Here is a 25,585-nt window from a genome sequence, read left to right as displayed (position 1 = left end):
GCGGGACACTCGTGGTAGGTGATTCCCCTCGAAGGGTCGCGCCGTCATGGACGATCGCTACATCCAGGAAGTGGCCAGGCTCATCGCCCGGGCGGATGCGCGGGGCCCGCGGGCCTGCGAGCTCTGCGGCGGCCGGGAGGTGCTCACCGCGGCGGTGCCGCTGGACCCCGACACGATCGGGGTCGCGGCGATCGCGATCACCTACTGCCGGGCCTGCGACGGCGGCGATCCGGCGGTCGCGGAGATGTTCGCCCGCCTCGACGCGGCCGCCGGCGAGACGGGCGGCGAGGCCGGCGGCGAAACGGGCGGCGAGGCGGCCGGCGAGGGACCGTGACCACGCGGCGAGCGAGGTCGGAGCGCCCCGGGACGACCTGTTAGCCTCAACGGTCACTTGGCACAACCGGGGAGACAGCGGATGAGGACCACGAAGCCGACCATGGGGGCCCGGCCGGGCTGGAGCCGGGTCGCCGGCTACGGCGGCGCCGTGCTGCTGGTGGTGGCGGCCGTCGTGGTGCTGCTGATGCCGCTGTTCGACGGGAACGACGGCGCGCGGGCGGGAGGCCGGAACGCAGGGGCCACCGGGCGGCCCTCCGACCCGGCGCCGCCCGGCGCGGGCGGCCCGAGCGCCGCCCCCACCAACCCCACGCCCCAGCAGGACCAGGGCGGCCGGCCCTACCCGACCACCCAGCCCCGCCAGCGCGGCGACCAGGGGCGGCAGGGCGGCCAGGGCCGGCAGGACGGGCTGTCGCCCACCACCGGCGACGTCGGCTTCACCTGGTGCCCCCAGGGCACCGCCTTCTACCGGCCCACCGGCGACAGCCGGGGCGTGGAGGTCGTGGTGCGGGTGTCGGGCAACGGCGCGGTCAAGGCCGAGGTGATCACGCCCGGCGGGTCGAAGACCCAGCAGACCACCGTGCGGGGCGGGCGCCCGCACACGTTCCGCTTCCCGGGCGTGGCCCCGCTCCAGGTACAGCGCGTGAAGATCACCACGCTGTCGACCGGCCTGTCCTCCGACACCTGCTACGCGCCGCCCGGCTCCTGACCGGCGCTCCGGTGGGGACCGGAGCAGGACGCGGGCAGCGACTCCAGCACCGAGTCCACGTCGGGGCAGACGGCCAGCCGCCGGTCCAGCCCGGTGACCTCCAGCTTGCGGGCGACCGCGCCGCTCGGCCCGACCAGGAACAGCTCCCCGCCCGCGGCGCGGGCCCGCCGCCAGAAGTCGACCAGCACCGCCAGCCCCGACGAGTCGACGAACGTCACCCGCGTCAGGTCCAGCACCAGCCAGGGACCCAGGTGGCAGAGCACGGCCAGCAGGTGGTCGCGCAGGTCGGGAGATGATCCCAGGTCCACCTCGCCGCCGGCCAGGACCACGGCCAGCGGCCCGACCAGACGAGTGGACAGCCAGAGTTCCGCCACTGCCGTGTTATGGCCGTCAGGGACGGGGTTATGCGCTTTCGAGCGAGGTTTCCGGTGAAGGCCCGCGAACGGCTCAGCCGCGGTCGGCGGCGGGCATCCGGACGTCCTCGACGGTGACGTTCACCGCCGCGACCCGCATGCCGAGCATCAGCCCCAGCACGCGCGCCACGTTGCCGCGCACCACCCGCGCCACCTCCATGATCACGCTGCCGTACTCCACGGCCACCCGCAGGTCGACGGTGATCTCGTCGTCGCGGATCATCGCCCGCACCGGCGGCCGGGCGGACGGGCCGCCGGGAACGCCGCCGGGGGCCTCCCCGGCGGGCGGGCCCTCCCCGCCCAGCCCGGCGACCCCGCTGACCTCCAGCGCCGCCAGCGTCGCGATCCTCTCGACGACCGCGTCCTCGATCACGATCCGTCCCTGTGCCGCCTGGGGGTCCCGGGAGCCCCCGGGGACCGGTTCGGAGTAGTCGCGCTTCGGGGCGTACTGCGCGCTCTGCGCGGGCTCGCGGGGCGGGGCGACGGTGGGGGCCGCCAGCGGCCCGGTCGCCCCGGTCGGCGCGCCCGGTCCCGGCGGCGCGGACGGGCCGCTCGGCGGCCCCGGCAGGTAGGGCATGGACCGGACCTCGGGGCGCGGGTCGGGCCCGGCGCCTCCGGAGTAACTGCTGTCGAGGTCGGACATCGGTCGGCTCCCCACGGTTCGGCTGGTGCCCATGATGCAGGAGGGACGCGCGGGGTGTCAGGGACCCCCGGTTTTCCGAGTGAAGATCGTTGTTCGGCGGCCATCCCGACTTCAGGGCGCGCGCCCCGGCTCTCTATGCTGCTGGACAGGCCGTGAACAAAAGGAGACCGCCGCCTTGAGCGTAGAGCCGGACAAGCCCGTGGTGCACGAACGAGCGCCTGGACAGGGCGTGCGAGAGCCCCAGCTCGAAGAGGAGCGGGGCGGCGCGGGCGCTCCCGACAACTTCCAGCGGCTGTGGACCCCGCACCGGATGGCCTACATCAAGGGCGAGAACAAGCCGACCGGGGCGGGCCGGGGGGACGGCTGCCCGTTCTGCGAGATCCCGGCGATGTCCGACGAGGACGGCCTGGTCGTGGCGCGCGGCACGGCGGTGTTCGCCGTGCTGAACCTCTACCCCTACAACTCCGGCCACCTGATGGTCGTGCCCTACCGGCACGTCGCCGACTACACCGAGCTCGACGACGCCGAGTACACCGAGCTGGCCGTGCTGACCCGCCGCGCCCTGACCGCGCTGCGCAAGGCCAGCGGCGCGCAGGGGTTCAACGTCGGCATGAACCTCGGCCACGTCGCCGGGGCCGGGATCGCCGCGCACCTGCACCAGCACGTCGTCCCGCGCTGGGGCGGCGACACCAACTTCATGCCGGTGGTCGGGCAGACCAAGGTGCTGCCGCAGCTGCTGCGCGACACCCGCCGGATGATCGCCGAAGCCTGGCCGGACGAGGACTGAGGACCATGCCCCCCACCACCCCCACCGGCACCCCCGCGGACGCCCCCGCCGACGACCGTCCCGTCCTGCTCTACGACGGCGACTGCGGCTTCTGCACCGTCTCGGTGCGCTTCCTGGAGCGCCACATCCCCACCCAGGCGGAGATCGTCGCCTACCAGTTCGCCGACCTGGACGCGCTCGGCACCACCGCCGAACGCGCCGACTACGAGGTGCTGTGGATCGACCGGCGCGGCCGGGTCGCCGGTGGCGCGCAGGCGGTGGCGCGGCTGCTGATGGACGCGGGCGGGGTGTGGTGGCCGCTGGGCGCGGTGGTGCGGGTGCCGCCGTTCCGGTGGCTGGCCCACGGCGTGTACCGGCTGGTCGCCAACAACCGTTCCCGGCTGCCCGGCGGCACCGCCGCGTGCGCCCTGCCCGCGCGGCAGCGGCCCCGCGACTGACCCCTCCCGGCGTCAGCCGACGGCGACCCGCTCCCTCTCCCCGCGGCGCGCGCCGACGCGGTCGCCGAGCCGCTCCAGCGGCAGGAACGCCGCCAGCCAGATGGCGTGCGGCAGGAAGTGGATGCTCAGGATCGCCCAGGTCACGACGTGGAACGCGACGCACATCGCGACGCCCACGTACAGCGCCCGCCCGCGCAGGAACAGCAGCGCGGGGGAGACCATCTCCGCGATCAGCAGTCCCCACTGGCCGACCCGCAGCGCCGCCGACTGGTCGATCAGCAGTCGCCCCAGCGGCGTTCCCCGGCGGCTGAGCGCCCACTGGATGGTCGCGCCGTTGGGCCACTGGGGGAACCCGCCGATGCGGACCTTCGCCCAGGCCGACAGGAAGTAGGCGGCCACCACCGCGATCTGGACGCACCGCACCGACCAGCCCGAGGCGTGGCACCCCTCGCGGTCGCGGATCGACGCGCGTCCGACGGTCGGCAGCACGAACAGCGCCACCACCAGCGCCAGGTGGTCGTGGTCGACCTTGCCGTAGGACATGCCGACGGTGACCCACCACAGGTACCCGGCGGCGGTGACGAGCCCGGCGGCGCGCGGCAGCCGTCCAGCGGCGGCGACGGCGGCGCTCACCAGCGTCACCGCCAGCAGCAGGTACATCGCCACCGGCGTCGGCGCGGGCAGGTGCAGCCAGCGCGCCAGCCGCACCGGCTGGTACAGGTCGGCCGGCAGCCCGGCGTGCGCCAGCGCGCTGTTGGTCAGCAGCAGCATGTCGAACGGCAGGAAGCCGTACCCCAGCAGCCGCAGCCACGCGATCCGCGCCCGGGGCACCGGCGTGAACCACCATCCGTCCCACAGGCTCGCCGGGGACCTCATCGCACCTCCCAGGTGACGCGGGGCGCCGTGGTGGTCGACACCACGCGGCCGCGCCGCAGCTGCTTGATCTCCCGCACCACGATGATCCGGGCCAGGGGCCGGTCGGGACGGCGCGCGTTCTGCTGCCGGGCGATGCCCTCCAGCAGCGAGGGGTCGGCGACGAACCGCTTGATCTGGCCCTCGACCTCGGCGCGCTTCAGCCCGGCGCCCATCGCGTCCATCGGGAGCCGGAAGCGCGTCCCGTCCCTGGTCTCGGCCTCCAGCCAGTGCGACTGGATCTGGCCGCCGTCGTCGGACACCGAGAAGGCGAACTGGGTCATCGGGCCCAGCGGGAAGTCGTCGTCGGTCCCGGCGACCGTGGTCCACACCAGGGTCGCGGTCACCGCGGCGGCGGCCAGCGACCGCCACAGGCGGGGGGCGCGGCCGAGGGCCGGAGGGGTCGTCTGCACGGGGACAAGCGTAGAGCGCGGACGCCCCGCCCACGGCCGCTCCGGGCCGGGGCGCCCGCGCCGAGACGATCAGCGGCGGCCCTGCCGCCGGCCGGTCTCAGTCGACGCGCTCCTCGGCGGCGACCTTGTCCGCCAGATGGGTCGGCAGCGGCTCGTAGCGCAGGAACGTCCGGCTGAACGTCCCGGTGCCCTGCGACATCGACCGCAGGTCCACCGCGTACCGGATGATCTCCAGTTGCGGCACCTCCGCCCGGACCAGCGTGCGCCCGCCCGGCACCGACTCGGAGCCGAGCACCCGGCCGCGCCGCGAGGACAGGTCCGACATCACCGAGCCCACGTACTCGTCGGCGACCAGCACCGCGACCTCGTCGACCGGCTCCAGCAGCAGGACCGGCACCTTGGTCGCCGCCTCCTTGAGCGCCAGCGCCCCGGCCGCCTGGAACGCCATGTCGGAGGAGTCCACCGAGTGGGCCTTGCCGTCGTACAGGGTGACGCGGATGTCGACCAGCGGGTATCCGGCGGACACGCCGCGCGTCATCTGCTGGCGCACGCCCTTCTCCACCGACGGGATGAACTGCCGGGGGACCACCCCGCCGACGATCTTGTCGACGAACTCGAAGCCCTCCCCGGACGGCAGCGGCTCGACCTCGATGTGGCAGATCCCGTACTGGCCGTGCCCGCCGCTCTGCTTGACGTGCCGCCCGAGGCCCTGGGCCCTGCCGCCGAACGTCTCGCGCAGCGGCACCCGCAGCTCGACGCGCTCGACCTCCACCCCGTAGCGGGCGGACAGCCGGTCGATGAGCACGTCGGCGTGCGCCTCGCCCATGCACCACAGCACGAGCTGGCGGGTCTCGGAGTTGTTCTCCAGCCGCAGCGTCGGGTCCTCGGCGACCAGCCGGTTCAGCGCCTGGCCGAGCTTGTCCTCGTCGGCCTTGGACCGGGCGCGGACCGCCACCGGCAGCAGCGGGTCGGGCATCGTCCACGGCGCCATCAGCAGCGGCCGGTCCGGGTCCGACAGGGTGTCGCCGGTCTCGGCGCGCGCCAGCTTGGCGACCGCGCAGACGTCCCCGGCGCGGCACTCGGCGATGGTGCGCTGCTGCTTGCCCAGCGGGGAGGACAGCGCGCCGACGCGCTCGTCCACGTCGTGGTCCTCGTGCCCGCGGTCGGCCAGGCCGTGGCCGGACACGTGCACCACGGTGTCGGGCCGCAGCGTCCCGGAGAACACCCGCACCAGCGAGATGCGCCCCACGTACGGGTCGGAGGTGGTCTTGACCACCTCGGCGACCAGCGGGCCCTCCGGGTCGCACTCGATCCGCTGGGGCGGGCCGCCGGTGACGGCGGTGACCGGCGGGACGGTGTGCTCCAGCGGGCAGGGGAACGCCTGCGTGATCACCTCCAGCAGCTCGGCCATCCCGATCACCGGGCCGGGGTGGTCGCCGTGCGGCACCGAGGTGGTCAGCACCGGGTAGAAGCTGCCGCGCGCCACCGCGGTCTCCAGGTCCGCGATCAGCCCCTTGACCTCGATGTCCTCGCCGGTCAGATAGCGCTCCATCAGGGACTCGTCCTCGGACTCCTGGATGATGCCCTCGATCAGGGCGCCGCGCTGCTCGGCGATGCGCTCCAGGAACTCGGGGTCGGGCTCGCGCTCGACGCGCTCGCCCGAGGAGTAGTCGAAGCACCGCTGGGTCAGCAGCCCGATCAGCCCGCTGACCCGGTCGCCGTCGGCGACCGGGAAGTAGCAGGGCAGCACGCCCTCCCCGAACGCGTCCTGGCAGGTCATCAGGGTGTCGTCGAAGTCCCCCCGGGCCTGGTCGATCTTGGTGATGACGACGGCGCGGGGCATCTGGACCGCCGCGCACTCCTCCCACAGCATCCGGGTCAGCCCGTCGATGCCGTCCACCGCCGAGACGACGAACAGCGCCGCGTCGGCCGCGCGCAGCCCGGCCCGCAGGTCGCCGACGAAGTCGGCGTAGCCGGGGGTGTCGATGAGATTGACCTTGACGTCGCCGAAGCGGAGGGGGGCGAGCGCCAGGTTCACCGAGCGCTGCTGGCGCATCTCCACATCGTCGAAGTCGCTGACCGTCGTTCCGTCCTCGACGCGGCCCCGCCGCTGGATCGTGCCGGTGGCCGCCAGCAGCGCCTCCACCAGCGTCGTCTTCCCGGCTCCCGAATGGCCGACCAGCACGACGTTGCGCACCCCGTCGGGCCGGCCGACCTCCGGCGCCCTGCCGGGGCCCCCCGGGTGGCCTCCCTTGTCCGCCATGACTAACCTCCTCGGACGGGCCCCCACGCCGGAGCCCGCGTGCGGCTTCCGGGCCCGGCCGAGGGATCGGCCCGGCCCTGACGTCCGAGTGCGGCGCCCGGCCTGCGACGTGCGTGACCGACGTCACACCCGTGCCACCCACCCTTTCCCGGTACGGGCCAGATCACAAGAGGCGGACGGCAGAAGAAGCGCCGCCGGCCCCCCGGCGGCGGGGCGGGCGGCCGGGCCCGCCCGGTCCGGGCCCGGCCCGGCGGGCGCTCCCACTACGATGGGCGCGCCGCACGGCCCGCGGGCCCGACCGGCTCCCCACACCACGAGAACGGACGGCGATGCTCAACAAACTGCGGCCCGCGCTGGGACGAGTCCTGACCCCGATCGGCCAGGCGGTCGCGCGGACCGGGATCTCGCCCAACGCCATCACCGTCATCGGCACCGCCGGTGTGGTCGCGGGCGCGCTGGGCTTCTTCCCGCGCGGCTCGTTCTTCTGGGGCACCATGGTGATCACGGTGTTCGTGCTGTTCGACATGCTCGACGGCGCGGTGGCGCGGGTCACCGGCAAGGGCTCCAAGTGGGGCGCGTTCCTGGACTCCACGATGGACCGGGTCGCCGACGCCGCGATCTTCTCCGGGCTGGCGATCGGGCTGTACGCCGGCGGCCAGGAGACCCTGGCCGGGGTCGCGCTGTACTGCCTGGTGGCGGGCGTGGTGGTGTCCTACGCCAAGGCCCGCGCCGAGGGACTGGGCTTCACCTGCGACGTCGGTATCGCCGAGCGTTCCGAACGCCTGGTCATCGCGCTGGTCGCCGCCGGGCTCGACGGCCTGGGCGTCCCCTACGTCCTCACCGCCGCGCTGTGGCTGCTGGCGGTCCTCAGCACCTACACCGTCGGCCAGCGGTTCGCCGTCGTGCGCAGGCAGGCCCTCGCCGAGGCGGGCGGCGCCGCCCCCGAGCCGGAGAGGCAATCATGATCCACACCGGTGGACTGCGCGACGAGGTGACCGACGCCGCCTACGCCCTGGGCTGGACGGTCGTCCGCAAGATGCCCGAGCGCGCCGCCCGCCTGGCGTTCACCGCCCTGGCCGACCGCACCTGGCAGCGGCACGGCCGGGGCGTGCGGCAGCTGGAGCGCAACCTGCTGCGCGTCACCGGCAAGAAGGAGGTGGACGACGAGATCCGCGCGCTGAGCAGGAAGGTGCTGCGCTCCTACTTCCGCTACTGGCTGGAGGTCTTCCGGCTGCCCGAGTACGACCGCGACCGCATCCTCGGGAGGATGCGCATCACCGGGCACGAGAAGCTGTTCGCCACCCTCGACTCCGGGCGCGGCGCGGTCATCGCCCTGCCCCACATGGGCAACTACGAGCAGGCCGGGGCGTGGCTGGTCCACAACGGCCACCCGTTCACCACCGTGGCCGAACGCCTCAAGCCCGAGTCGCTTTTTGACCGGTTTGTCGCATTCCGTGAGAGCCTGGGGATGGAGGTGCTGCCGCACCGGGGGGCCGCGGCGTTCGGGCAGCTCGCCCGGCGGCTGCGGTCGGGCCGCCCGGTGTGCCTGGTCGTGGACCGCGACCTCACCGACAGCGGCGTCGACGTCGAGTTCTTCGGGGAGACCGCCCGGATGCCCGCGGTGTCGGCGGCGCTGGCGATGCAGACCGGCGCCGCCCTGTACCCGGTCACCCTGTGGTACGAAGGCGAGTACTGGGCGGCACGTGTCCACGAGGAGATTCCGGTGCCTGACGAGGGCGTCAGACAGGAGAAGATCCAGGTCATGACCCAGGAGCTCGCGCGCGTCTTCGAGGAGGGCATCGCCGCGCACCCCGAGGACTGGCACATGCTGCAGAAGGTGTGGGTGGCCGACCTGTCCCCGCGGGGCGGGGACGGCGCGGAGGCCGGCCGGTGAGGGTCGGCATCGTCTGCCCCTACACCTGGAACGTCCCCGGCGGCGTCCAGCAGCACATCCGCGACCTGGCCGAGGCCCTGCTGGGGTTCGGCCACCACGTGTCGGTGATCACCCCGGCCGACGACGACGCCCCGCTGCCCGACTACGTGGTCCCGGCGGGCCGCGCCGTCCCGGTGCCCTACAACGGGTCGGTGGCGCGGCTGGCGTTCGGGTTCCTGTCGGCCTCCCGCGTCCGCCGCTGGATCAACGAGGGCGACTTCGACGTCCTGCACGTCCACGAGCCCGCCGCGCCGTCGCTGGGCCTGCTGGCCTGCTGGACCGCCGACGGGCCGATCGTGGGCACCTTCCACGCCTCCTACGAGAAGTCCCGCATGGTGTCGGTGACCGCGCCGATCCTGCAGAGCGCCCTGGAGAAGATCACCGGGCGGATCGCGGTGTCGGAGGCGGCCCGCAAGACGCTGGTGGAGCACCTGGGCGGCGACGCCGTCCTGATCCCCAACGGCGTCGCCACCGAGAAGTACGCCATGGCCGACCCGCTGCCGGGCTGGCCCGGCCGCAACGGCGTGGACCAGACCGTCGAGGGCGGCGGCACACTGGGCTTCCTCGGCCGCATGGACGAGCCCCGCAAGGGCCTGCCGGTGCTGCTGCGCGCCTTCGAGACCCTCGGCCGCGAGCGCCCCGGCCTGCGGCTGCTGCTGGCCGGGCCCGGCGACGCCGACGACGTGGCCGCCAAGGTCTCCCCGGAGCTGCGCGACCGCGTGGTGGTCCTCGGCATGGTCAGCGAGGAGGACAAGGTCCGCGCCTACCACTCGGTGGACGTGTTCGTGGCCCCCAACCTCGGCGGCGAGAGCTTCGGGATCGTGCTGGCCGAGGCGATGAGCGCGGGCGCGCCGATCCTGGCCAGCGACATCGAGGCGTTCGACCGGGTGCTGCGCGGCGGCCGCGCCGGGGCGCTGTTCCCGGTCGGCGACCACGAGGCCCTGGCCGCCGCCGCCGGGGAGCTGCTGGACGACCCGGCCCGCCGCAAGCAGCTGTCGGCCGAGGCCCGCGCCGCCGTGCGCGTCTACGACTGGTCGGCGGTGGCCCGCGACGTGCTGCGCGTCTACGAGACCGTCGCGCTGGACGGACTGACCGTGACGGCCTCCGGCCGGGGCGGGTGAGGGAGGACCCGTGTTCCCCGGTTGGATCATCGACATCCTGTTCTGGGTCGCGCTGCTGTTCCTGGTCGGCGTGTACGTGTCGTGGCGCGCGACCCGGCTGGACCGGCTGCACGTGCGCGTCGAGACCGCCCGCGCCGCGCTGGACGCCGCGCTGGTGCGCCGCGCCGCCGTGGCGCTGGAGCTGGCCGCCTCCCGGCTGCTGGACCCGGCCACGAGCCTGGTGCTGGCCACCGCCGCCCACGAGGCGCGCACCGCCGACGCCGACGGCCGCGAGTTCGCCGAGAGCGACCTGTCGCGGGCGCTGCGGGCGGTGGTGGACCAGCCCGAGTTCGCCGCGACGCTGGAGGACCGCGGCGACGGCAAGGCGGTGCTGGACGAGCTGGCCGCCGCGGCGGCCAAGGTCGTCTATGCCCGCAACTTCTACAACGACGCCGTCGCCGCCGCCCGGATCGCCCGCTCCAAGCTGCTGATCCGGGTGCTGCCGCTGGCGGGCAAGGCCCCGCTGCCGGACTTCTTCGAGATCGACGACGATCCGCCCAAGTGGTGAGCGACCGCAGCCACCTTTGCCGCGAATCTGGACAAAGGGCGACAAGGGGTTGGCTACCCTCGGGCACGTCGCCGACCGGAGGGAAGGACGCCGTGCGCCTGGTCTGGGAGTGCTCGACCCGGGGCCGGACGGCCCTCGTCCTGGGGGCCGCCGTCCTCGGCGGAAGCCTGGGCGCCTGCTCCGGCGGGGAGGGGACGAAGGTGGTCCCGCCGCCGGGCAACGCCGCCGCCCCCGCGTCTCCGAGCCCCACGCCGGCCGTCCACCCGTTCACCGGGGGCCGCACCGGGCTGCGCAACCCGGTACTCGCCGTCAAGATCGAGAACACCCGGCCCGCCATGCCGCAGCACGGGGTGTCGGCCGCCGACATCGTCTACGTCGAGCAGGTCGAGGGCGGCGAGACCCGCCTGATGGCCGTCTACTCCTCCAGGCTGCCGGGGCAGGTGGGCCCGGTCCGCAGCGCCCGCATCTCCGACCTGCACATCCTGCCGCAGTTCGGCCGCCCGGCGTTCGCGTTCTCCGGCGTGCAGGGCAAGATGAAGAAGTACGTCCGCCGGGCCCCGGTGTACGACATCTCGCAGGAGAACGCCGGCCGCGCCTACTACCGCCGGGGGCCCAAGCAGATCCCCTACAACCTCTACGCCGACCCCAAGGTCCTGCTGAAGCAGGCGCCCAAGGCCCAGGGCCCCCGCGACATCGGCTTCCGCTTCGGCCCCGCGCCCGAGGGCGGCAGGCCGACCAGGAGCTTCACCGCCAGGTGGCCCGCCGCGACGATGGCGTTCACCTGGTCGGCCAGGGAGAAGCGCTGGCTGTCGTCGTGGGGCGGAAGCCCGCACACGGCCGCCGAGGGCGGGCGGCTCGGCGGCCGGACCGTCGTCGTCCAGTACGCCAGGACCACGCGGTCGAGGTTCCACGACTTCCTCGGCTCCTACACGCCGCTGATCCACACCACCGGCACCGGCCGCGCCGTCGTGCTGCGCGACGGCAGGGCCTACGACGCCCGCTGGTCCCGGCCCGCCGAGGACAAGGGCACCACGTTCACCACCGCCGACGGAAAGCCGATGACCTTCGCGCCCGGCCAGGTCTGGGTCGTCCTCGTCAACGACGGCAAGCCCCGCATCCCCTGACCGCCCCCGGACGATCTCCGATCGGTCACTCCGTAAGGCGAGCGCGGCCCCCGCTGACACTCTGCCGGGTCCGTAACGGGCGCTAGCAGGCAATATCATGGGACCGACTTATCGTCCGCCACGTGAGGAATGCCCGTGTCCACTCCCAGTGCCGCCACCGAGAACACCGTGCCCGCGACGGGGACCGCCCGCGTCAAGCGCGGCATGGCGGAGCAGCTCAAGGGCGGCGTGATCATGGACGTCGTCACCCCCGACCAGGCCAAGATCGCCGAAGACGCCGGCGCCGTCGCCGTCATGGCCCTGGAGCGCGTCCCCGCCGACATCCGCGTCGAGGGCGGCATCTCCCGGATGAGCGACCCCGACATGATCGACGGCATCATCAACGCGGTGTCGATCCCGGTCATGGCCAAGGCCCGCATCGGCCACTTCGTCGAGGCCCAGGTGCTCCAGTCGCTCGGCGTCGACTACATCGACGAGTCGGAGGTGCTCACCCCCGCCGACTACACCAACCACATCGACAAGTGGAAGTTCACCGTCCCCTTCGTCTGCGGCGCCGTGAACCTGGGCGAGGCCCTGCGCCGCATCACCGAGGGCGCGGCGATGATCCGCTCCAAGGGCGAGGCCGGCACCGGGGACGTCTCCAACGCCACCACCCACATGCGCAAGATCCGCCAGGAGATCAAGCGCCTGCAGGGCCTGCCCGAGGACGAGCTGTACGTGGCGGCCAAGGAGCTCCAGGCCCCCTACGAGCTGGTCAAGGAGATCGCCGAGAAGGGCAAGCTCCCGGTGGTGCTGTTCACCGCCGGCGGCATCGCCACCCCGGCCGACGCCGCGATGATGATGCAGCTCGGCGCCGAGGGCGTGTTCGTCGGCTCCGGCATCTTCAAGTCCGGCAACCCGGCCCAGCGCGCCGAGGCCATCGTGAAGGCCACCACCTTCCACGACGACCCCGACGTCATCGCCAAGGTCTCCCGCGGCCTCGGCGAGGCCATGGTCGGCATCAACGTCGCCTCCCTGGGCGAGGACCAGAAGTTCGCCCACCGCGGCTGGTGACCCCTTCCCGAGAGGCCGCCTGACACGGTGTGAGACCGCCCGGTCAAGCGACCGGGCGGTTTATTTTCGCGCCCCCTCCACACCGCCGGGCCGCAGGGTTTACGCTGGCCGCGCGGCCGAAGGGGGGTGCCGGGCCCCCAGGGCGCGTACGGCCGCGGGAGGGGAAACGAGCATGGGGTGGTCGGTCGCACTGGCGTGCGCGAGCGCGGGGGATCCCGCCGAGGTCTTCCGGCCGGGACTGGCGCCCGACCCCGCGGCCGCCGCCGGTCTGGCGCGCCGCCTGCACCCGTCGGCCGGGCTCACCGAGACCGGCGAGACCGTCCTCGACTTCGGGCTGTGGCCCTACGAGGACGAGCTGTTCGTCGGCGCGTTCGACCGGGCGCTGCTGGTGTGCGACCGGCGGCTGTTCCGCCCCGACGACGACGCCCGCCGCATCGCCGACACCGTCGCCACCGCCCTGCCCGACGCGCGCTGCGGCGTGCTGGTGATCAACAGCGTCGTGCCCGGCTGCTGGTTCCGCTGGTACACCGGCGGCGAGCTGCGCCGCGACGTGTTCGTCACCGCCGAGGACGGCGTCGTGGTCGACCAGGGGGCGCGGCTGCCCGCCGAGTACCCGTTCTGGAAGGCCATCGACGAGGGCGAACCCGACGTCCCGCTGCCGTTCGCCCCCGAGGCGTTCGGCCTGGCGCTGGCCGAGACCCACATGTTCGGCCGCGGCATCGGCGAGCGCGGCGCCGACGGCTTCCTGCCGCTGGAGCTGCCCGTCAGGCGCTTCAAGCTGGGCTGACCCGCCCCTGTCCGGGGAAGAACGGCCCGGTTCGGGCGCGTTGTAAGGAGCGTCTAGGGTGGTGGCGACCGACCCCCCGCGCGCATCCCGGAAGGACCATTGGTGACTGCTGAGCCGACCATCGGCGTGCTCGCCCTGCAGGGCGACGTGCGCGAGCATCTGCGGGCCCTGGCGGGCGCCGGCGTCCGCACCGCGACGGTGCGCCGACCCGCGGAGCTGGAGGCCGTCGACGCGCTGGTCATCCCCGGCGGGGAGTCCACCACGATGTGGAAGCTCGCCACCGCCTTCGAGCTGATGGAGCCGCTGCGCAAGCGCGTGGAGGCGGGCATGCCCGCCTACGGCACCTGCGCCGGAATGATCATGCTGGCGGACCGGATCACCGGCGGCATCGAGGGCCAGCAGACCATCGGCGGCATCGACATGACCGTGCGCCGCAACGCCTTCGGCCGCCAGGTGGACTCCTTCGAGGCCGAGGTGCCGCTGACCGGCATGGGGGACACGCCGTACCACGCCGTTTTCATCCGCGCCCCCTGGGTGGAGAACGTCGGCGAGGGCGTCGAGATCCTCGGTCGTGCCGAGACCGGCCCGAACGTCGGTAGGATCGTCGCCGTCCGTCAGGGCCGCCTCATGGCGACCTCCTTCCACCCGGAACTGACGGGCGACTTCCGCGTGCACCACTACTTCGCCGATCTGGTGCGCCGGGCGATGGATCAGGAGGATTGACGGATGTCCGGCCATTCCAAATGGGCGACGACCAAGCACAAGAAGGCGGCCCTGGACGCCAAGCGGGGCAAGCTCTTCGCCAAGCTGATCAAGAACATCGAGGTCGCGGCCCGCACCGGCGGCGGTGACCCCGACGCCAACCCGACCCTCTACGACGCCATCTACAAGGCGAAGAAGAGCTCGGTGCCCAACGACAACATCGAGCGCGCGCGCAAGCGCGGCGCCGGTGAGGAGGCGGGCGGCGCCGACTGGCAGACGATCATGTACGAGGGCTACGCGCCCGGCGGCGTCGCGGTGCTCATCGAGTGCCTCACCGACAACCGCAACCGCGCGGCCTCCGAGGTCCGCGTCGCGCTGACCCGCAACGGCGGCTCGCTGGCCGACCCCGGCTCGGTGTCGTACATGTTCAACCGCAAGGGCGTCGTGATCGTCCCCAAGGCGGGCACCACCGAGGACGACGTCATGATGGCGGTCCTGGAGGCGGGCGCCGAGGAGGTCAACGACATCGGCGACTCCTTCGAGGTGGTCTCCGAGGCGAGCGACCTGCTGGCGGTCCGCAAGGCGTTGCAGGACTCGGACATCGACTACGACTCGGCGGAGAGCAAGTTCCTGCCGACGATGAGCGTGCCCCTGGACGCCGACAACGCCAGGAAGGTGTTCAAGCTGCTGGACGCGTTGGAGGACTCCGACGACGTCCAGGAGGTCTACGCCAACTTCGACGTCAGCGACGAGGTCATGGCTGCGGTCGACGCCTGACGAACGCACGGTCGAACGCCGCCGCATCCCCCCCGGGGACGCGGCGGCGTCGTGTTTTCGGCTCGTGTTTCCGGCTCGTGTTCCGGCCCGTGTGCCCGCGAGCGGGAAGGCCGTTACGGTCGGCGTATGGAGATTCGTTCGCTGACCTTCGACGAGATGGACGTCACCCGCACGATCCGCTCCCAGGCGTTCGGCCGGTTCTCGGACGCGGACTGGGCGGAGACGCTGCGGGTGGCGCGGCCCGTGGTCGAGGCGGGGCGGCAGTACGGGGGGTTCGACGGGGACCGGCTGGTCGCGACGGCCCGGCTGCACGACATGACGCAGTGGTGGCACGGGCGGCCGGTGTCGATGGGCGGGGTCGGCGGCGTCGCGGTCGCGCCGGAGGAGCGCGGCCGGGGGCTCGGCCGCCGGATGATGACCGAGGTGCTGCGGCGCTGCGCCGAGTACGGGCATCCGCTGTCGATGCTGTATCCGGCCACGACGCCGCTCTACCGTTCGCTGGGCTGGGAGCACGCGGGCGCGCTGCACGTGGCCGAGTTGCGGACCGAGGCGTTGCGCGGGGTCGGCGGGGAGCGGGTCGCGGTGCGCCGTGCCGGGGCCGGGGACGCGGCGGAGGTCGCCGCGGTGATCGCGCGGGTGCACGGGGCGGCCGGGGACTGCGGTCCGGTCGGCTGGCGGGAGGAGGTGTGGCGCGCCTTCCTCGCCGAGGACGACCGCTTCTTCTACCTCGCCGAGGACGGGTACCTGGCGTACCAGTGGTCGGGGCCGAGCGAGCTGGAGGTCGAGCGGGTCGTGGCGGCGTCGGAGGCGACGCTGCGGGCGCTGTGGGCGATCGTCGGCTCGACGTCCTCGACGGCGGACACCGTGCGGGCCCATGTCGCGCCGGACGACCCGGTGCTGTGGCTGCTGGGGGAGCGGACCGCCGAGAGGGTGGAGCGCACCCGCTGGATGCTGCGGGTGGTGGACGCCCCCGCCGCGATCGGGGCGCGCGGGTTCCCGGCGGCGGTGCACGCGAGCGTCCCGCTGCGGATCGACGATCCGCACCTGCCCGCCAACTCCGGGGACTGGCTGCTGTCGGTGAAGGAGGGGCGGGGCGTGCTGGAGCCCTCCGGCGGCGCGGCCGATCCGGTGCGGGTGGGGACGCGCGGCCTGTCGGCCCTGTATGCGGGCGTTCCGGTGGCGACGTTGCGGCGCGCCGGGCTGCTGGAGGGCGGCGCCGCCGACCTGGCGGCCCTGGGGGCGGTGTTCGCGGCGGTCCCGTTCTCGCTGGACCACTTCTGACGCCGGACCGTTCCGGACACGGCACGCCGTGCGCGAGGATGTCGCCGGGGTTCGGTAGCGTGGAGCGGCAGCCGAACAGATGATCGAAGGAGTGGGTCGTGCGGGTCATGGGCGTGGACCCGGGGCTCACCCGGTGCGGCGTCGGCGTCGTGGAGGGCGTGCCCGGCAGGCCGTTGCGGATGCTCCACGTCAGCGTGGTGCGCACCAGCCCCGACGACGACATCGCGCTCCGGCTGCTGGGCATCGACCAGGGGATCAACGCCCTGATCGACGAGTGGCGGCCGGACGCGATCGCGGTGGAGCGGGTGTTCGCCCAGCACAACGTCAGCACCGTGATGGGCACCGCGCAGGCGGCCGGGATCGCGCTGGTCGCGGCGGCGCGGCGCGGCCTGCCGGTGGGGATGCACACCCCCAGCGAGGCCAAGGCCGCCGTCACCGGCAACGGCCGGGCCGACAAGGCGCAGGTCACCGCGATGGTGACCCGCCTGCTGGGGCTGGAGACGCCGCCGAAGCCCGCCGACGCCGCCGACGCGCTCGCGCTGGCGATCTGCCATGTGTGGCGGGGCGGGGCGCAGTCGAGGCTGGCGCGGGCCCGGCGGGCGGCGGCGCCCGGCGGCGCGGGGATGACGCAGGCCGAGATCAACGCGGCGAAGCTGGCGGCGGCCCGCCGGGCCGCCCGGGGCAAGGGAGGATACGGACAGTGATCGCCTTCGTCAGCGGCCGGGTGGCCGCGGCCGGACCGGACGGCGCCGTGATCGACGTCGGTGGCGTCGGGTACGCGGTGCAGTGCGCCCCGGCCACGCTCGCCGGGCTGCGGGTCGGCGAGGAGGCGAAGGTCCCGACCTCGCTGGTGGTGCGCGAGGACTCGATGACGCTGTTCGGGTTCGCCGACGACGACGAGCGGCAGGTGTTCGAGCTGCTGCAGACCGCCAGCGGCGTCGGCCCCCGGCTGGCGCTGGCGATGCTGGCGGTGCACAGCCCCGACGCGCTGCGGCACGCGGTGGCCTCCGAGGACGTCACCGCCCTGACCAAGGTGCCCGGCATCGGCAAGAAGGGCGCCCAGCGGATCGTGCTGGAGCTGAGGGACCGGCTCGGCGCGCCCAGCGGGGACGCGCCGAGGGCGCGGCCCGCCGCCGCGGGCGCGGCGTGGCGCGAGCAGGTCCAGGCCGGTCTGATCAACCTGGGCTGGTCCGCCCGGGACGCCGACGCCGCCGTGGACGCGGTCGCCGCCGACCTGGGCGACGGCGCCACCCCGCCCGTTCCGGTCCTGCTGAAGGCCGCGCTGAAGAAGCTGAGCAAGTGAACGACGACGACTACACCGACCGGCTGGTGTCCGGCGGCGCCGAGAGCGCCGAGGAACAGGTCATCGAGGCCGCGCTGCGGCCCAAGAAGCTCGACGACTTCGTCGGCCAGGACCGCGTGCGCGAGCAGCTCTCGCTGGTGCTGCACAGCGCGCTGCGGCGCGGCCGCACCCCCGACCACGTGCTGCTGTCGGGCGGCCCGGGCCTCGGCAAGACCACCCTCGCGATGATCATCGCGGCGGAGCTGGGGCAGCCGCTGCGGATCTCCTCCGGCCCGGCCATCGAGCGCGCCGGGGACCTGGCGGCGATCCTGTCCACCCTCCAGGAGGGGGAGGTGCTGTTCCTGGACGAGATCCACCGGATGGCCCGCCCCGCCGAGGAGATGCTCTACATGGCGATGGAGGACTTCCGCGTCGACGTCGTGGTCGGCAAGGGCCCCGGCGCGACCGCGATCCCCCTCGACATCGCCCCGTTCACCCTGGTCGGCGCGACCACCCGCGCCGGGATGCTGCCGGGCCCGCTGCGCGACCGGTTCGGGTTCGTGGCGCACATGGACTTCTACGCCCCCGCCGAGCTGGAGGTGATCGTCCGGCGGTCCGCGCGGCTGCTCGACGTGGAGATCACCGACGAGGGGGCCGCCGAGGTGGCGGGCCGGTCCCGGGGCACGCCCCGGATCGCCAACCGGCTGCTGCGCCGGGTCCGCGACTACGCCGAGGTCCGCGCCGACGGCGTGGTCACCGAGGAGCTCGCCAAGGCCGCCCTGCGCCTGTACGAGGTGGACGAACGCGGCCTGGACCGCCTGGACCGGGCGGTGCTGGGGGCGCTGCTGCGCAAGTTCGGCGGCGGCCCGGTCGGCCTGTCCACGCTGGCGGTGTCGGTGGGGGAGGAGCCCGAGACCGTGGAGGTGGTGGCCGAGCCGTTCCTGGTCCGGCAGGGGCTGCTGGCCCGCACCCCGCGCGGCCGGATCGCGACCCCCGCCGCCTGGGCCCACCTGGGCCTCACGCCGCCCCCGACGGCGCCGCTGGCGGGCACGCTGTTCGACCTCGACGAGGGGGCGGACCCACAACAGTGATCTTCCGGTAACGGGTTGGGAACTTCCCGGCGTCGCCGCTCGTCCCGTCGTTGCCGGGCCCTGGCGTACTCTCTAAACTCCGGGACTTGGTCACCGTCTCCCAGCCGACGGGCCCGTGAACGGCCGGTACCGGCGACGGGCTGGGGCAAACCACATCGGAAGGACGCCCGATCATGGGCAACGAAATGATTCTCGCGGCACAGAACTCCGGCAGCGGCGCCTTCAACCTGCTGCTGCTCCTCGCGGTGCCCGTCGTGTTCTACTTCCTGCTCATCCGCCCGCAGAACAAGCGGCGCAAGGAGCAGTTGCGGATGCAGAACTCCGTCTCGCCGGGCGCCAAGGTGGTCACCACCGCCGGCATGCACGCCACCGTGGTCGAGGTCGACGACGACGGCGTGGTGCTGGAGATCTCCCCGGGCGTGCACGCCCGTTTCGTCAGGCAGGCCATCATGCAGGTCGTCCGGGAGGACGCCGTGGCCGGCGACGCCGACGCCCTCGACGGCGACGAGGGCAAGCCCGCGGGCGAGTCGATCGACCTGTCCAAGGACGACAAGGGTGCCGACGACACCGAGCAGGTCGAGCAGGTCGAGAAGGCCGGGAAGGCGGAGAGCAAGGCGACGGAGAAGCCGTCGGCCTGACGTCGCGCCGGCACCGAACTCAGACGGGAAGTATGACGACCAGTGGCTCCGCCTCGTAGCAATGTCCCCAGGCCCGGGCGCACCCTCCTCGCCCTCTTCGCGGTCCTGGCGGTCCTGACCGGTGTGATGGTCATGCAGGGGCAGTTGACCCCGAAGCTCGGCCTGGACCTCGCCGGCGGCACGACCGTCACCCTCACCGCCAAGACCGGGAGCGGCGGCGCCCCGCCCGCGACCCAGATGGACCAGGCCGTCAAGATCATGACGCAGCGCGTCAACGGTCTGGGCGTGTCCGACGCCGAGGTCGCCAAGCAGGGCAGCAGCAACATCGTCGTGAACGTGCCCGGCGAGGGGCAGGACCGCGTCGTCCAGCTCATCGGAACCACGGCGAAGCTCCAGTTCCGGCAGGTGTACGCGGCCGCCGACGGCAAGCCGCTCACGGCGGCGCCGGCGCCGACCCCGACCGACGGCAAGAAGAAGAACGACAAGAAGGCGTCGCCCTCGCCGAGCGCGACGCCGTCGGCCTCCTCGACGCCGCGCGGGCGGGCGCTGTCGGAGGCGCTGACCGCCGCCGCGCCGTCCCCGTCGTCGAGCGCGTCGCCGTCCGGCACGGGCACGCCCAAGCCGTCCGGCACGCCGAAGGCCTCGCCGTCGCCGTCCGGCACGCCGAACCTCCAGGTCCCGCCGATCGCCAACCCCGGCCAGGACTACACCGGCATCGACGACAAGGCCGTGATCAAGCAGTTCGAGGAACTGAACTGCTACCGGTCCGACAAGACGGTGTCCGGCGCCAACGACCCCAACCGCAAGTGGGTCGCCGCCTGCGACCAGAAGGAGGAGCGCGGGCAGGTCGCCAAGTACATCCTCGGCCCGGTCCGGGTGCTGGGCGAGCAGGTCGCCGAGGCCAACGCGATGCCGCCGGACGCCACCCAGGGCCAGGCGAGCTGGTCGGTGCAGCTGCGCTTCAAGTCCCAGGGCGCCCGCGAGTTCGGCGAGGTCACCACCGACGCCTACAAGGCGTTCCAGGAGCAGGGCCAGGGCACCCCGCGCTCGCAGGTCGCGATCGTGCTGGACGGCAAGGTCGTCTCGGCGCCCACCATCGAGCGGGGCGCGATCACCGGCGGCACCGCCAGCATCGACGGCCCGCCCGAGAGCTTCACCCAGACCTACGCCACCGACCTGGCCAACGTGCTGAAGTACGGCGCGCTGCCGCTGGAGTTCACCCAGTCCTCCATCGACGAGGTGTCCTCCACGCTGGGCTCGGACCAGCTGCGCGGCGGTCTGATCGCCGGCGCGATCGGCCTGGTGCTGGTCGTGCTGTACTGCCTGTTCTACTACCGGGGCCTCGGCGTGGTCGCGGTGGCCAGCCTCGTGGTCGCGGCGGGCATCACCTACCTGTCGGTGGTGATCCTCGGTGAGAACATGGGCTTCCGGCTGTCGCTGCCGCACATCATCGGTCTGATCGTGTCGATCGGCATCACCGCCGACTCGTTCATCGTCTACTTCGAACGGCTGCGTGACGAGCTGCGCGCCGGACGCAAGCTGCGGCCCTCGGTGGAGACGGCCTGGAAGCGGGCCCGGCGCACCATCCTGGTCGCCGACGCCGTGACGTTCCTGGCCGCGCTGGTGCTGTTCTTCCTGGCCGTCGGCGGTGTGGCGGGCTTCGCGTTCGCGATGGGCCTGACCACCCTGATCGACATCGTCGTGGTGTTCTTCTTCACCAAGCCGCTGGTGGCGCTGCTGTCGCGGACCAAGTTCTTCGGCAAGGGGCACCCGATGTCCGGCCTCGACCCGCGCCGGCTGCACAAGGCGACCCCGGCGGCGTCCGTCCGCCCGACCGGTCAGGAGGCCTGATCATGGCGTTTCGCGCGGTACTCGCCCGCGTCTACCGGGGCGAGGTCAGCGCCGACATCGTCGGCAAGCCCAAGCTGTGGTACTCGATCTCCGGCCTGCTGCTGGTGTTCTCCATCGCGGGACTGGTCTTCCAGGGCCTGAACCTCGGGGTGGAGTTCAAGGGCGGCTCGGTCTTCACCTTCGGCAACTCCGGCCAGTCGATCGAGCAGGTCCGCGGCGCCGTCACCGGCGGCGGCGCGCACCAGGCGATCGTGCAGCAGGCCGGCGGCGACTGGCGGGTGACCACCGAGAGCCTCCCCTCGCAGAAGGTCACCGAGGTCAAGGAGAACATCGCCAAGGAACTGAACGTTCCGGCCGACAAGGTCAGCACCCAGGTCGTCGGGGCCTCGTGGGGCGGTGAGATCTCCAACAAGGCCTGGCAGGCGCTGATCGTCTTCATGATCTTGATCATCGCCTACCTGTCGGTCGCCTTCGAGTGGCGGATGGCGCTGGCCGCGATCGTCGCGCTGGTCCACGACCTGGTGATCACGGCGGGCATCTACGCCTGGTCCGGGTTCGAGGTCACCCCGGCGACCCTGCTGGGCTTCCTGACGATTCTGGGCTACTCGCTGTACGACGCGGTCGTGGTCTTCGACATGATCAAGGAGGTCACCAAACCGCTCACCCCGACCTCCAAGATCACCTACAGCGAGGCCGCCAACCAGGCGCTGTCGTCCACGCTGGTGCGTTCGCTGAACACCTCGCTGGTGGCGATCCTGCCGGTCGCGGCGATCCTGTTCATCGGCACCACGCTGTTCGGCGCGGGCACGCTGAAGGACCTGTCGCTGTCGCTGTTCGTCGGCATGATCGTCGGTACCTACTCGTCGATCTGCGTGGCGACGCCGCTGCTGGTCCAGCTCAAGGAGCGCGAGCCCAGGTACGTCCAGCTCCGCCAGAACATCGCCCGCCGCGAGGCCAGCGGCAAGCGGCAGGGCAGGCTGGCCAAGGCGACCGGCGCCGGGGAGGGGACCGAGCCCGACGCGCCGGTCGCCGAGCCCGCGACCACCCCGGCCGGCCCGGCCGCGGACGAGCGGGACGACGCCGCGGCGGGCGTCACCGTCCGCAAGGTCGTCCAGACCGGGCCGCGCCAGCAGCCCAAACGCGGCACCCGGACGCAGCGCCGCGGCAAGTGACGCCGTAGGCTCTGTGCAGGAAGGATCACCGACGGCCGCGCCCACCCCGGTGGGCGCGGCCGTCGCGGTTCCCGAACACCGACCACCACCGACCCCCTGGGGGAGCGCGCCCGATGGACCTCGACCGCCTCATCAACGACCGCATCCGCGACATCGCCGACTACCCCAAGCCCGGCGTGATGTTCAAGGACATCACGCCGCTGCTGGCCGACCACGTCGCGTTCGCCGGGGTGGTGGACGCCATCGTCAACCACCACGGCCGGGGCACCATCGACAAGATCGTCGGGATCGAGGCGCGCGGGTTCATCCTGGCCGCCCCGGTCGCCTACCACTTCGGCGCGGGCTTCGTCCCGGTGCGGAAAAAGGGAAAGCTGCCCGCGCGGACGTACGAGGAGACCTATGATCTCGAGTACGGGACCGAGACGATCCAGATGCATGTCGACGCGTTCTCGCCCGGCGACCGGGTACTGATCGTCGATGACGTGCTGGCCACCGGCGGTACCGCGAAGGCGGCCGCCGAGCTGGTCCGGCGCGGCGGCGGCGAGGTCGTGGGGCTGTCGGTGCTGATCGAGCTCTCGTTCCTCCACGGCCGGGACCGTCTGGGTGATTTGGACGTCCATTCACTGGTTACGGTCTAGTGCGAAAAAGGCGCCGGATAGACTGGCGCCAGCAGGGTCCGGTGGGGACGGGCGCTACCCGCCGGGGGGACAGGGCCGCGCGCCCACACAGTCTGGGGAGGCTGGGTGCCCGGTGAGGTGGTATCGACCGACGCGGTGAACGGGGCCGCGCCTCCGGCGGAAAGGGCGCCGGAGCGTTCCCCCGCGCCCGCCGAACCGGCCCCGGCGCCAGACCAGCAGCCACCGGACCAGCGGCCACCGGACCAGCCACCACCGGCCCGGGCGGCGGAGTCGCCACCGGAGCAGCCCCCGCAGCAGTCGACGCAGCAGCCCCGGCCCCGGCCGCCGGCGAAGCCACCGGCCCAGTCTCCGGCGTCCTCCGCCGACCAGGCCCGGCCGACGCCGGGCACGACCCCACCTTCCGCCGCCCGGGTGCGCCGCAGGCTCGCCAGGCTGGGCGCCCAACGCGGACCCACCATGAACCCGGTACTCGAACCACTGATCAAGACGGTCCGCAACACGCATCCCAAGGCGGACCTGCGACTGATCGAACGCGCCTACGACGTCGCCGCCCACTACCACCGCCACCAGAAGCGCAAGAGCGGCGACCCCTACATCACCCACCCGCTCGCCGTCGCCACCATCCTCGCCGAGCTCGGCATGAACACCGAGACGCTGTGCGCGGCGCTGCTGCACGACACCGTCGAGGACACCGAGTACACCCTGGAGGAGCTGCGCTCCGACTTCGGTGACGAGATCGCGGCGCTGGTGGACGGGGTCACCAAGCTCGACAAGGTCAAGTACGGCGACGCCGCCGAGGCCGAGACCGTCCGCAAGATGGTCGTGGCGATGTCCCGCGACATCCGCGTCCTGGTGATCAAGCTGGCGGACCGGCTGCACAACATGCGCACCCTGCGCTACATGCCCCGGCACAAGCAGGAGAAGAAGGCCCGCGAGACCCTGGAGGTGTTCGCGCCGCTGGCCCACCGCCTGGGCATGAACACCCTCAAGTGGGAGCTGGAGGACCTGGCGTTCGCCACCCTGTTCCCCAAACGCTTCGACGAGATCGCCCGGCTGGTCTCCGAACGCGCCCCCCGCCGCGACATCTTCCTCCAGGAAGTGATCGAGAACGTGTCGGCGGACCTGCGCGACTCGCGGATCAAGGCCACCGTCACCGGACGGCCCAAGCACTACTACTCGATCTACCAGAAGATGATCGCCCGGGACGTGTCGTTCGACGACATCTACGACCTGGTCGGCATCCGGGTCCTGGTCGACAGCGTCCGCGACTGCTACGCCGCCCTCGGCACGATCCACGCGCGATGGAACCCGGTCCCCGGCCGGTTCAAGGACTACATCGCGATGCCGAAGTTCAACATGTACCAGTCGCTGCACACCACCGTGATAGGGCCCGAGGGCAAGCCGGTGGAGCTGCAGATCCGCACCTGGGGCATGCACCGGCGGGCCGAGTACGGCGTCGCGGCGCACTGGAAGTACAAGGAGGAGACGGTCGGCGGCCGCAAGGCCGGCGACATGCAGTGGCTGCGCCAGCTGCTGGACTGGCAGAAGGAGACCGCCGACCCGGCCGAGTTCCTGGAGTCGCTGCGCTTCGACCTGTCGGTGTCGGAGGTCTTCGTCTTCACGCCCAAGGGCGACGTGATGGCGCTGCCGCAGGGCGCGACCCCGGTCGACTTCGCCTACGCCATCCACACCGAGGTCGGGCACCGCACCATCGGGGCGCGCGTCAACGGCCGCCTGGTGCCGCTGGAGTCCACCCTCGACAACGGCGACGCCGTCGAGATCTTCACCTCCAAGTCGCAGGACGCCGGGCCCAGCCGCGACTGGCTGAACTTCGTCAAGTCCGCCCGCGCCCGCAACAAGATCAAGCACTGGTTCTCCAAGGAGCGCCGCGACACCGCCATCGAGTCGGGCAAGGACTCCATCGCCCGCGCGATGCGCAAGCAGAACATGCCGTTGCAACGCATGATGTCGGGGGAGGCGCTGCTGGCGCTGGCCCGCGACATGCGCTACCCGGACGTGTCGTCGCTGTACGCGGCGGTGGGGGAGGGCCACATCTCGGCGCAGGCGGTCGTGCACCGCCTGGTGGAGGCCCTGGGCGGCGTGGAGAGCGCCGAGGAGGACCTGGCCGAGATCGCGGTCCCCACGCGCCGCAAGCGCAGCCGTCCGTCCGCCGACCCGGGCGTGGTCGTGGACGGCGACGCGGACGTGTGGGTGCGGCTGTCGCGATGTTGCACCCCGGTCCCCGGCGACGACATCGTGGGCTTCGTGACGCGCGGCCACGGCGTGTCGGTGCACCGCAACGACTGCGCGAACGTCACCCAGCTCAAGGAGCAGCCGGACCGGCTCGTCGACGTCAAGTGGTCGCCGGGCGAGGACTCGGTGTTTCTGGTGGCGATCCAGGTGGAGGCGCTGGACCGGCCGCGGCTGCTGTCGGACGTCACCCGCGTCCTGTCGGACCAGCACGTGAACATCCTGTCGGCGTCGGTCACCACCACCCGCGACCGGGTGGCGGTCAGCCGGTTCACGTTCGAGATGGGCGACCCCAAGCACCTGGGCCACGTGCTCAAGGCGGTGCGGTCGATCGACGGCGTGTACGACGTGTACCGCGTCACCAGCGGCGCGCACCGCTGAGCGCCACCTGAGCGCTCCTCGAGCGGCGACGCCCCGCCGGAGGACCG

At 72.8% G+C, this 25,585-nt stretch carries 27 protein-coding genes; 22 read left to right on the top strand and 5 right to left on the bottom strand.

Going from position 1 to position 25,585, the window contains the following annotated elements; all coding sequences use genetic code 11:
• Positions 1-46: 46 nt before the first annotated feature.
• Both HNR61_RS39380 and HNR61_RS39375 read left to right on the top strand, forming a co-directional pair.
• On the top strand, positions 47-334 hold the full coding sequence (locus tag HNR61_RS39380) for a hypothetical protein (RefSeq protein WP_182848244.1): 288 nt from the start codon (positions 47-49) through the stop codon (positions 332-334).
• 81 nt (positions 335-415) lie between these two features.
• Positions 416-1,042, top strand: a complete 627-nt coding sequence (locus tag HNR61_RS39375; RefSeq protein ID WP_182848243.1) for a hypothetical protein — start codon at positions 416-418, stop codon at positions 1,040-1,042.
• Here HNR61_RS39375 and HNR61_RS39370 read toward each other — a convergent pair.
• Together HNR61_RS39370 and HNR61_RS39365 are read right to left on the bottom strand one after the other, a co-directional pair.
• Positions 1,021-1,416 carry an STAS domain-containing protein gene (locus HNR61_RS39370; RefSeq protein ID WP_182848242.1) on the bottom strand — a complete coding sequence of 132 codons (396 nt, stop codon included), beginning with the start codon at positions 1,414-1,416 and terminating at the stop codon, positions 1,021-1,023. The genes HNR61_RS39375 and HNR61_RS39370 overlap by 22 nt on opposite strands.
• Before the next feature lie 73 nt (positions 1,417-1,489).
• The gene (locus tag HNR61_RS39365; RefSeq protein ID WP_182848241.1) at positions 1,490-2,098 is read right to left on the bottom strand and encodes an Asp23/Gls24 family envelope stress response protein; all 609 of its coding nucleotides are present in this window, start codon (positions 2,096-2,098) and stop codon (positions 1,490-1,492) included.
• A gap of 229 nt (positions 2,099-2,327) precedes the next feature.
• On the opposite strand from HNR61_RS39365, the gene HNR61_RS39360 reads away from it, so the two are divergent.
• Positions 2,328-2,885: an HIT family protein gene (locus HNR61_RS39360; RefSeq protein ID WP_312898318.1), complete on the top strand. Its 558-nt coding sequence runs from the start codon at positions 2,328-2,330 to the stop codon at positions 2,883-2,885.
• Positions 2,886-2,890: 5 nt separating this feature from the next.
• Positions 2,891-3,322 carry a thiol-disulfide oxidoreductase DCC family protein gene (locus tag HNR61_RS39355; RefSeq protein ID WP_182848240.1) on the top strand — a complete coding sequence of 144 codons (432 nt, stop codon included), beginning with the start codon at positions 2,891-2,893 and terminating at the stop codon, positions 3,320-3,322.
• A 12-nt stretch (positions 3,323-3,334) separates the two neighbouring features.
• Here the strand turns inward: HNR61_RS39355 and HNR61_RS39350 are convergent, their stop codons facing one another.
• The 3 genes from HNR61_RS39350 to HNR61_RS39340 all read right to left on the bottom strand — a co-directional run bounded on the left by HNR61_RS39350 (position 3,335) and on the right by HNR61_RS39340 (position 6,910).
• Entirely contained in the window at positions 3,335-4,198 is an 864-nt protein-coding gene (locus HNR61_RS39350) for an HTTM domain-containing protein (protein ID WP_182848239.1), read from the bottom strand.
• Complete coding sequence (locus tag HNR61_RS39345; RefSeq protein ID WP_182848238.1) at positions 4,195-4,647, bottom strand: hypothetical protein; 453 nt, start codon at positions 4,645-4,647, stop codon at positions 4,195-4,197. Before HNR61_RS39345 ends, HNR61_RS39350 begins: the two co-directional genes overlap by 4 nt.
• Positions 4,648-4,744: 97 nt before the next feature.
• Positions 4,745-6,910, bottom strand: coding sequence for an elongation factor G-like protein EF-G2 (locus HNR61_RS39340; protein ID WP_182848237.1), 2,166 nt, complete (start codon positions 6,908-6,910; stop codon positions 4,745-4,747).
• 329 nt (positions 6,911-7,239) lie between these two features.
• On the opposite strand from HNR61_RS39340, the gene pgsA reads away from it, so the two are divergent.
• The 18 genes from pgsA (at position 7,240) to HNR61_RS39250 (ending at position 25,538) form a co-directional block, all read left to right on the top strand.
• Positions 7,240-7,875 carry a phosphatidylinositol phosphate synthase gene (gene pgsA, locus HNR61_RS39335; RefSeq protein WP_182848236.1) on the top strand — a complete coding sequence of 212 codons (636 nt, stop codon included), beginning with the start codon at positions 7,240-7,242 and terminating at the stop codon, positions 7,873-7,875.
• Positions 7,872-8,804, top strand: coding sequence for a phosphatidylinositol mannoside acyltransferase (locus HNR61_RS39330; RefSeq protein ID WP_182848235.1), 933 nt, complete (start codon positions 7,872-7,874; stop codon positions 8,802-8,804). The genes pgsA and HNR61_RS39330 overlap by 4 nt, the downstream gene beginning before the upstream one ends.
• On the top strand, positions 8,801-9,964 hold the full coding sequence (locus HNR61_RS39325) for a glycosyltransferase family 4 protein (protein WP_182848234.1): 1,164 nt from the start codon (positions 8,801-8,803) through the stop codon (positions 9,962-9,964). The genes HNR61_RS39330 and HNR61_RS39325 overlap by 4 nt, the downstream gene beginning before the upstream one ends.
• A 10-nt stretch (positions 9,965-9,974) precedes the next feature.
• Positions 9,975-10,511 carry a hypothetical protein gene (locus HNR61_RS39320; protein ID WP_182848233.1) on the top strand — a complete coding sequence of 179 codons (537 nt, stop codon included), beginning with the start codon at positions 9,975-9,977 and terminating at the stop codon, positions 10,509-10,511.
• A gap of 92 nt (positions 10,512-10,603) precedes the next feature.
• Complete coding sequence (locus tag HNR61_RS39315; RefSeq protein ID WP_312898317.1) at positions 10,604-11,635, top strand: DUF3048 domain-containing protein; 1,032 nt, start codon at positions 10,604-10,606, stop codon at positions 11,633-11,635.
• A 129-nt stretch (positions 11,636-11,764) separates the two neighbouring features.
• Complete coding sequence (gene pdxS / locus HNR61_RS39310) at positions 11,765-12,688, top strand: pyridoxal 5'-phosphate synthase lyase subunit PdxS (protein ID WP_182848232.1); 924 nt, start codon at positions 11,765-11,767, stop codon at positions 12,686-12,688.
• A gap of 172 nt (positions 12,689-12,860) precedes the next feature.
• The gene (locus HNR61_RS39305) at positions 12,861-13,475 is read left to right on the top strand and encodes a DUF6928 family protein (RefSeq protein ID WP_182848231.1); all 615 of its coding nucleotides are present in this window, start codon (positions 12,861-12,863) and stop codon (positions 13,473-13,475) included.
• A gap of 102 nt (positions 13,476-13,577) precedes the next feature.
• A complete protein-coding gene (gene pdxT / locus HNR61_RS39300) occupies positions 13,578-14,198 on the top strand; it encodes a pyridoxal 5'-phosphate synthase glutaminase subunit PdxT (RefSeq protein ID WP_182848230.1) in 621 nt (206 codons plus the stop codon).
• A gap of 3 nt (positions 14,199-14,201) precedes the next feature.
• The gene (locus HNR61_RS39295) at positions 14,202-14,954 is read left to right on the top strand and encodes a YebC/PmpR family DNA-binding transcriptional regulator (RefSeq protein ID WP_182848229.1); all 753 of its coding nucleotides are present in this window, start codon (positions 14,202-14,204) and stop codon (positions 14,952-14,954) included.
• 126 nt (positions 14,955-15,080) lie between these two features.
• Positions 15,081-16,235 (top strand): GNAT family N-acetyltransferase, encoded by a 1,155-nt coding sequence (locus tag HNR61_RS39290; protein WP_182848228.1) that lies wholly within the window; start codon positions 15,081-15,083, stop codon positions 16,233-16,235.
• A gap of 98 nt (positions 16,236-16,333) precedes the next feature.
• On the top strand, positions 16,334-16,939 hold the full coding sequence (ruvC, locus tag HNR61_RS39285) for a crossover junction endodeoxyribonuclease RuvC (RefSeq protein ID WP_182848227.1): 606 nt from the start codon (positions 16,334-16,336) through the stop codon (positions 16,937-16,939).
• Positions 16,936-17,538 (top strand): Holliday junction branch migration protein RuvA, encoded by a 603-nt coding sequence (gene ruvA / locus HNR61_RS39280; RefSeq protein WP_182848226.1) that lies wholly within the window; start codon positions 16,936-16,938, stop codon positions 17,536-17,538. Before ruvC ends, ruvA begins: the two co-directional genes overlap by 4 nt.
• 23 nt (positions 17,539-17,561) lie before the next feature.
• The gene (gene ruvB / locus HNR61_RS39275; protein WP_218009654.1) at positions 17,562-18,608 is read left to right on the top strand and encodes a Holliday junction branch migration DNA helicase RuvB; all 1,047 of its coding nucleotides are present in this window, start codon (positions 17,562-17,564) and stop codon (positions 18,606-18,608) included.
• Positions 18,609-18,781: 173 nt separating this feature from the next.
• The gene (yajC, locus tag HNR61_RS39270; RefSeq protein ID WP_182848225.1) at positions 18,782-19,246 is read left to right on the top strand and encodes a preprotein translocase subunit YajC; all 465 of its coding nucleotides are present in this window, start codon (positions 18,782-18,784) and stop codon (positions 19,244-19,246) included.
• Positions 19,247-19,378: 132 nt separating this feature from the next.
• Positions 19,379-21,097, top strand: coding sequence for a protein translocase subunit SecD (gene secD, locus HNR61_RS39265; protein WP_312898315.1), 1,719 nt, complete (start codon positions 19,379-19,381; stop codon positions 21,095-21,097).
• Positions 21,098-21,099: 2 nt separating this feature from the next.
• Positions 21,100-22,269, top strand: coding sequence for a protein translocase subunit SecF (gene secF / locus HNR61_RS39260; RefSeq protein WP_182848224.1), 1,170 nt, complete (start codon positions 21,100-21,102; stop codon positions 22,267-22,269).
• A gap of 113 nt (positions 22,270-22,382) precedes the next feature.
• Positions 22,383-22,907, top strand: a complete 525-nt coding sequence (locus tag HNR61_RS39255) for an adenine phosphoribosyltransferase (RefSeq protein ID WP_182848223.1) — start codon at positions 22,383-22,385, stop codon at positions 22,905-22,907.
• Between the two features lie 456 nt (positions 22,908-23,363).
• Positions 23,364-25,538 (top strand): RelA/SpoT family protein, encoded by a 2,175-nt coding sequence (locus tag HNR61_RS39250; RefSeq protein ID WP_220510346.1) that lies wholly within the window; start codon positions 23,364-23,366, stop codon positions 25,536-25,538.
• Positions 25,539-25,585: the final 47 nt, after the last annotated feature.

This window comes from Actinomadura kijaniata (genome assembly GCF_014138665.1).
Lineage (GTDB): Bacteria > Actinomycetota > Actinomycetes > Streptosporangiales > Streptosporangiaceae > Spirillospora > Spirillospora kijaniata.
Note: the sequence above shows the minus strand (reverse complement) of the source record. Positions and strands in the feature narration are given on the sequence as shown.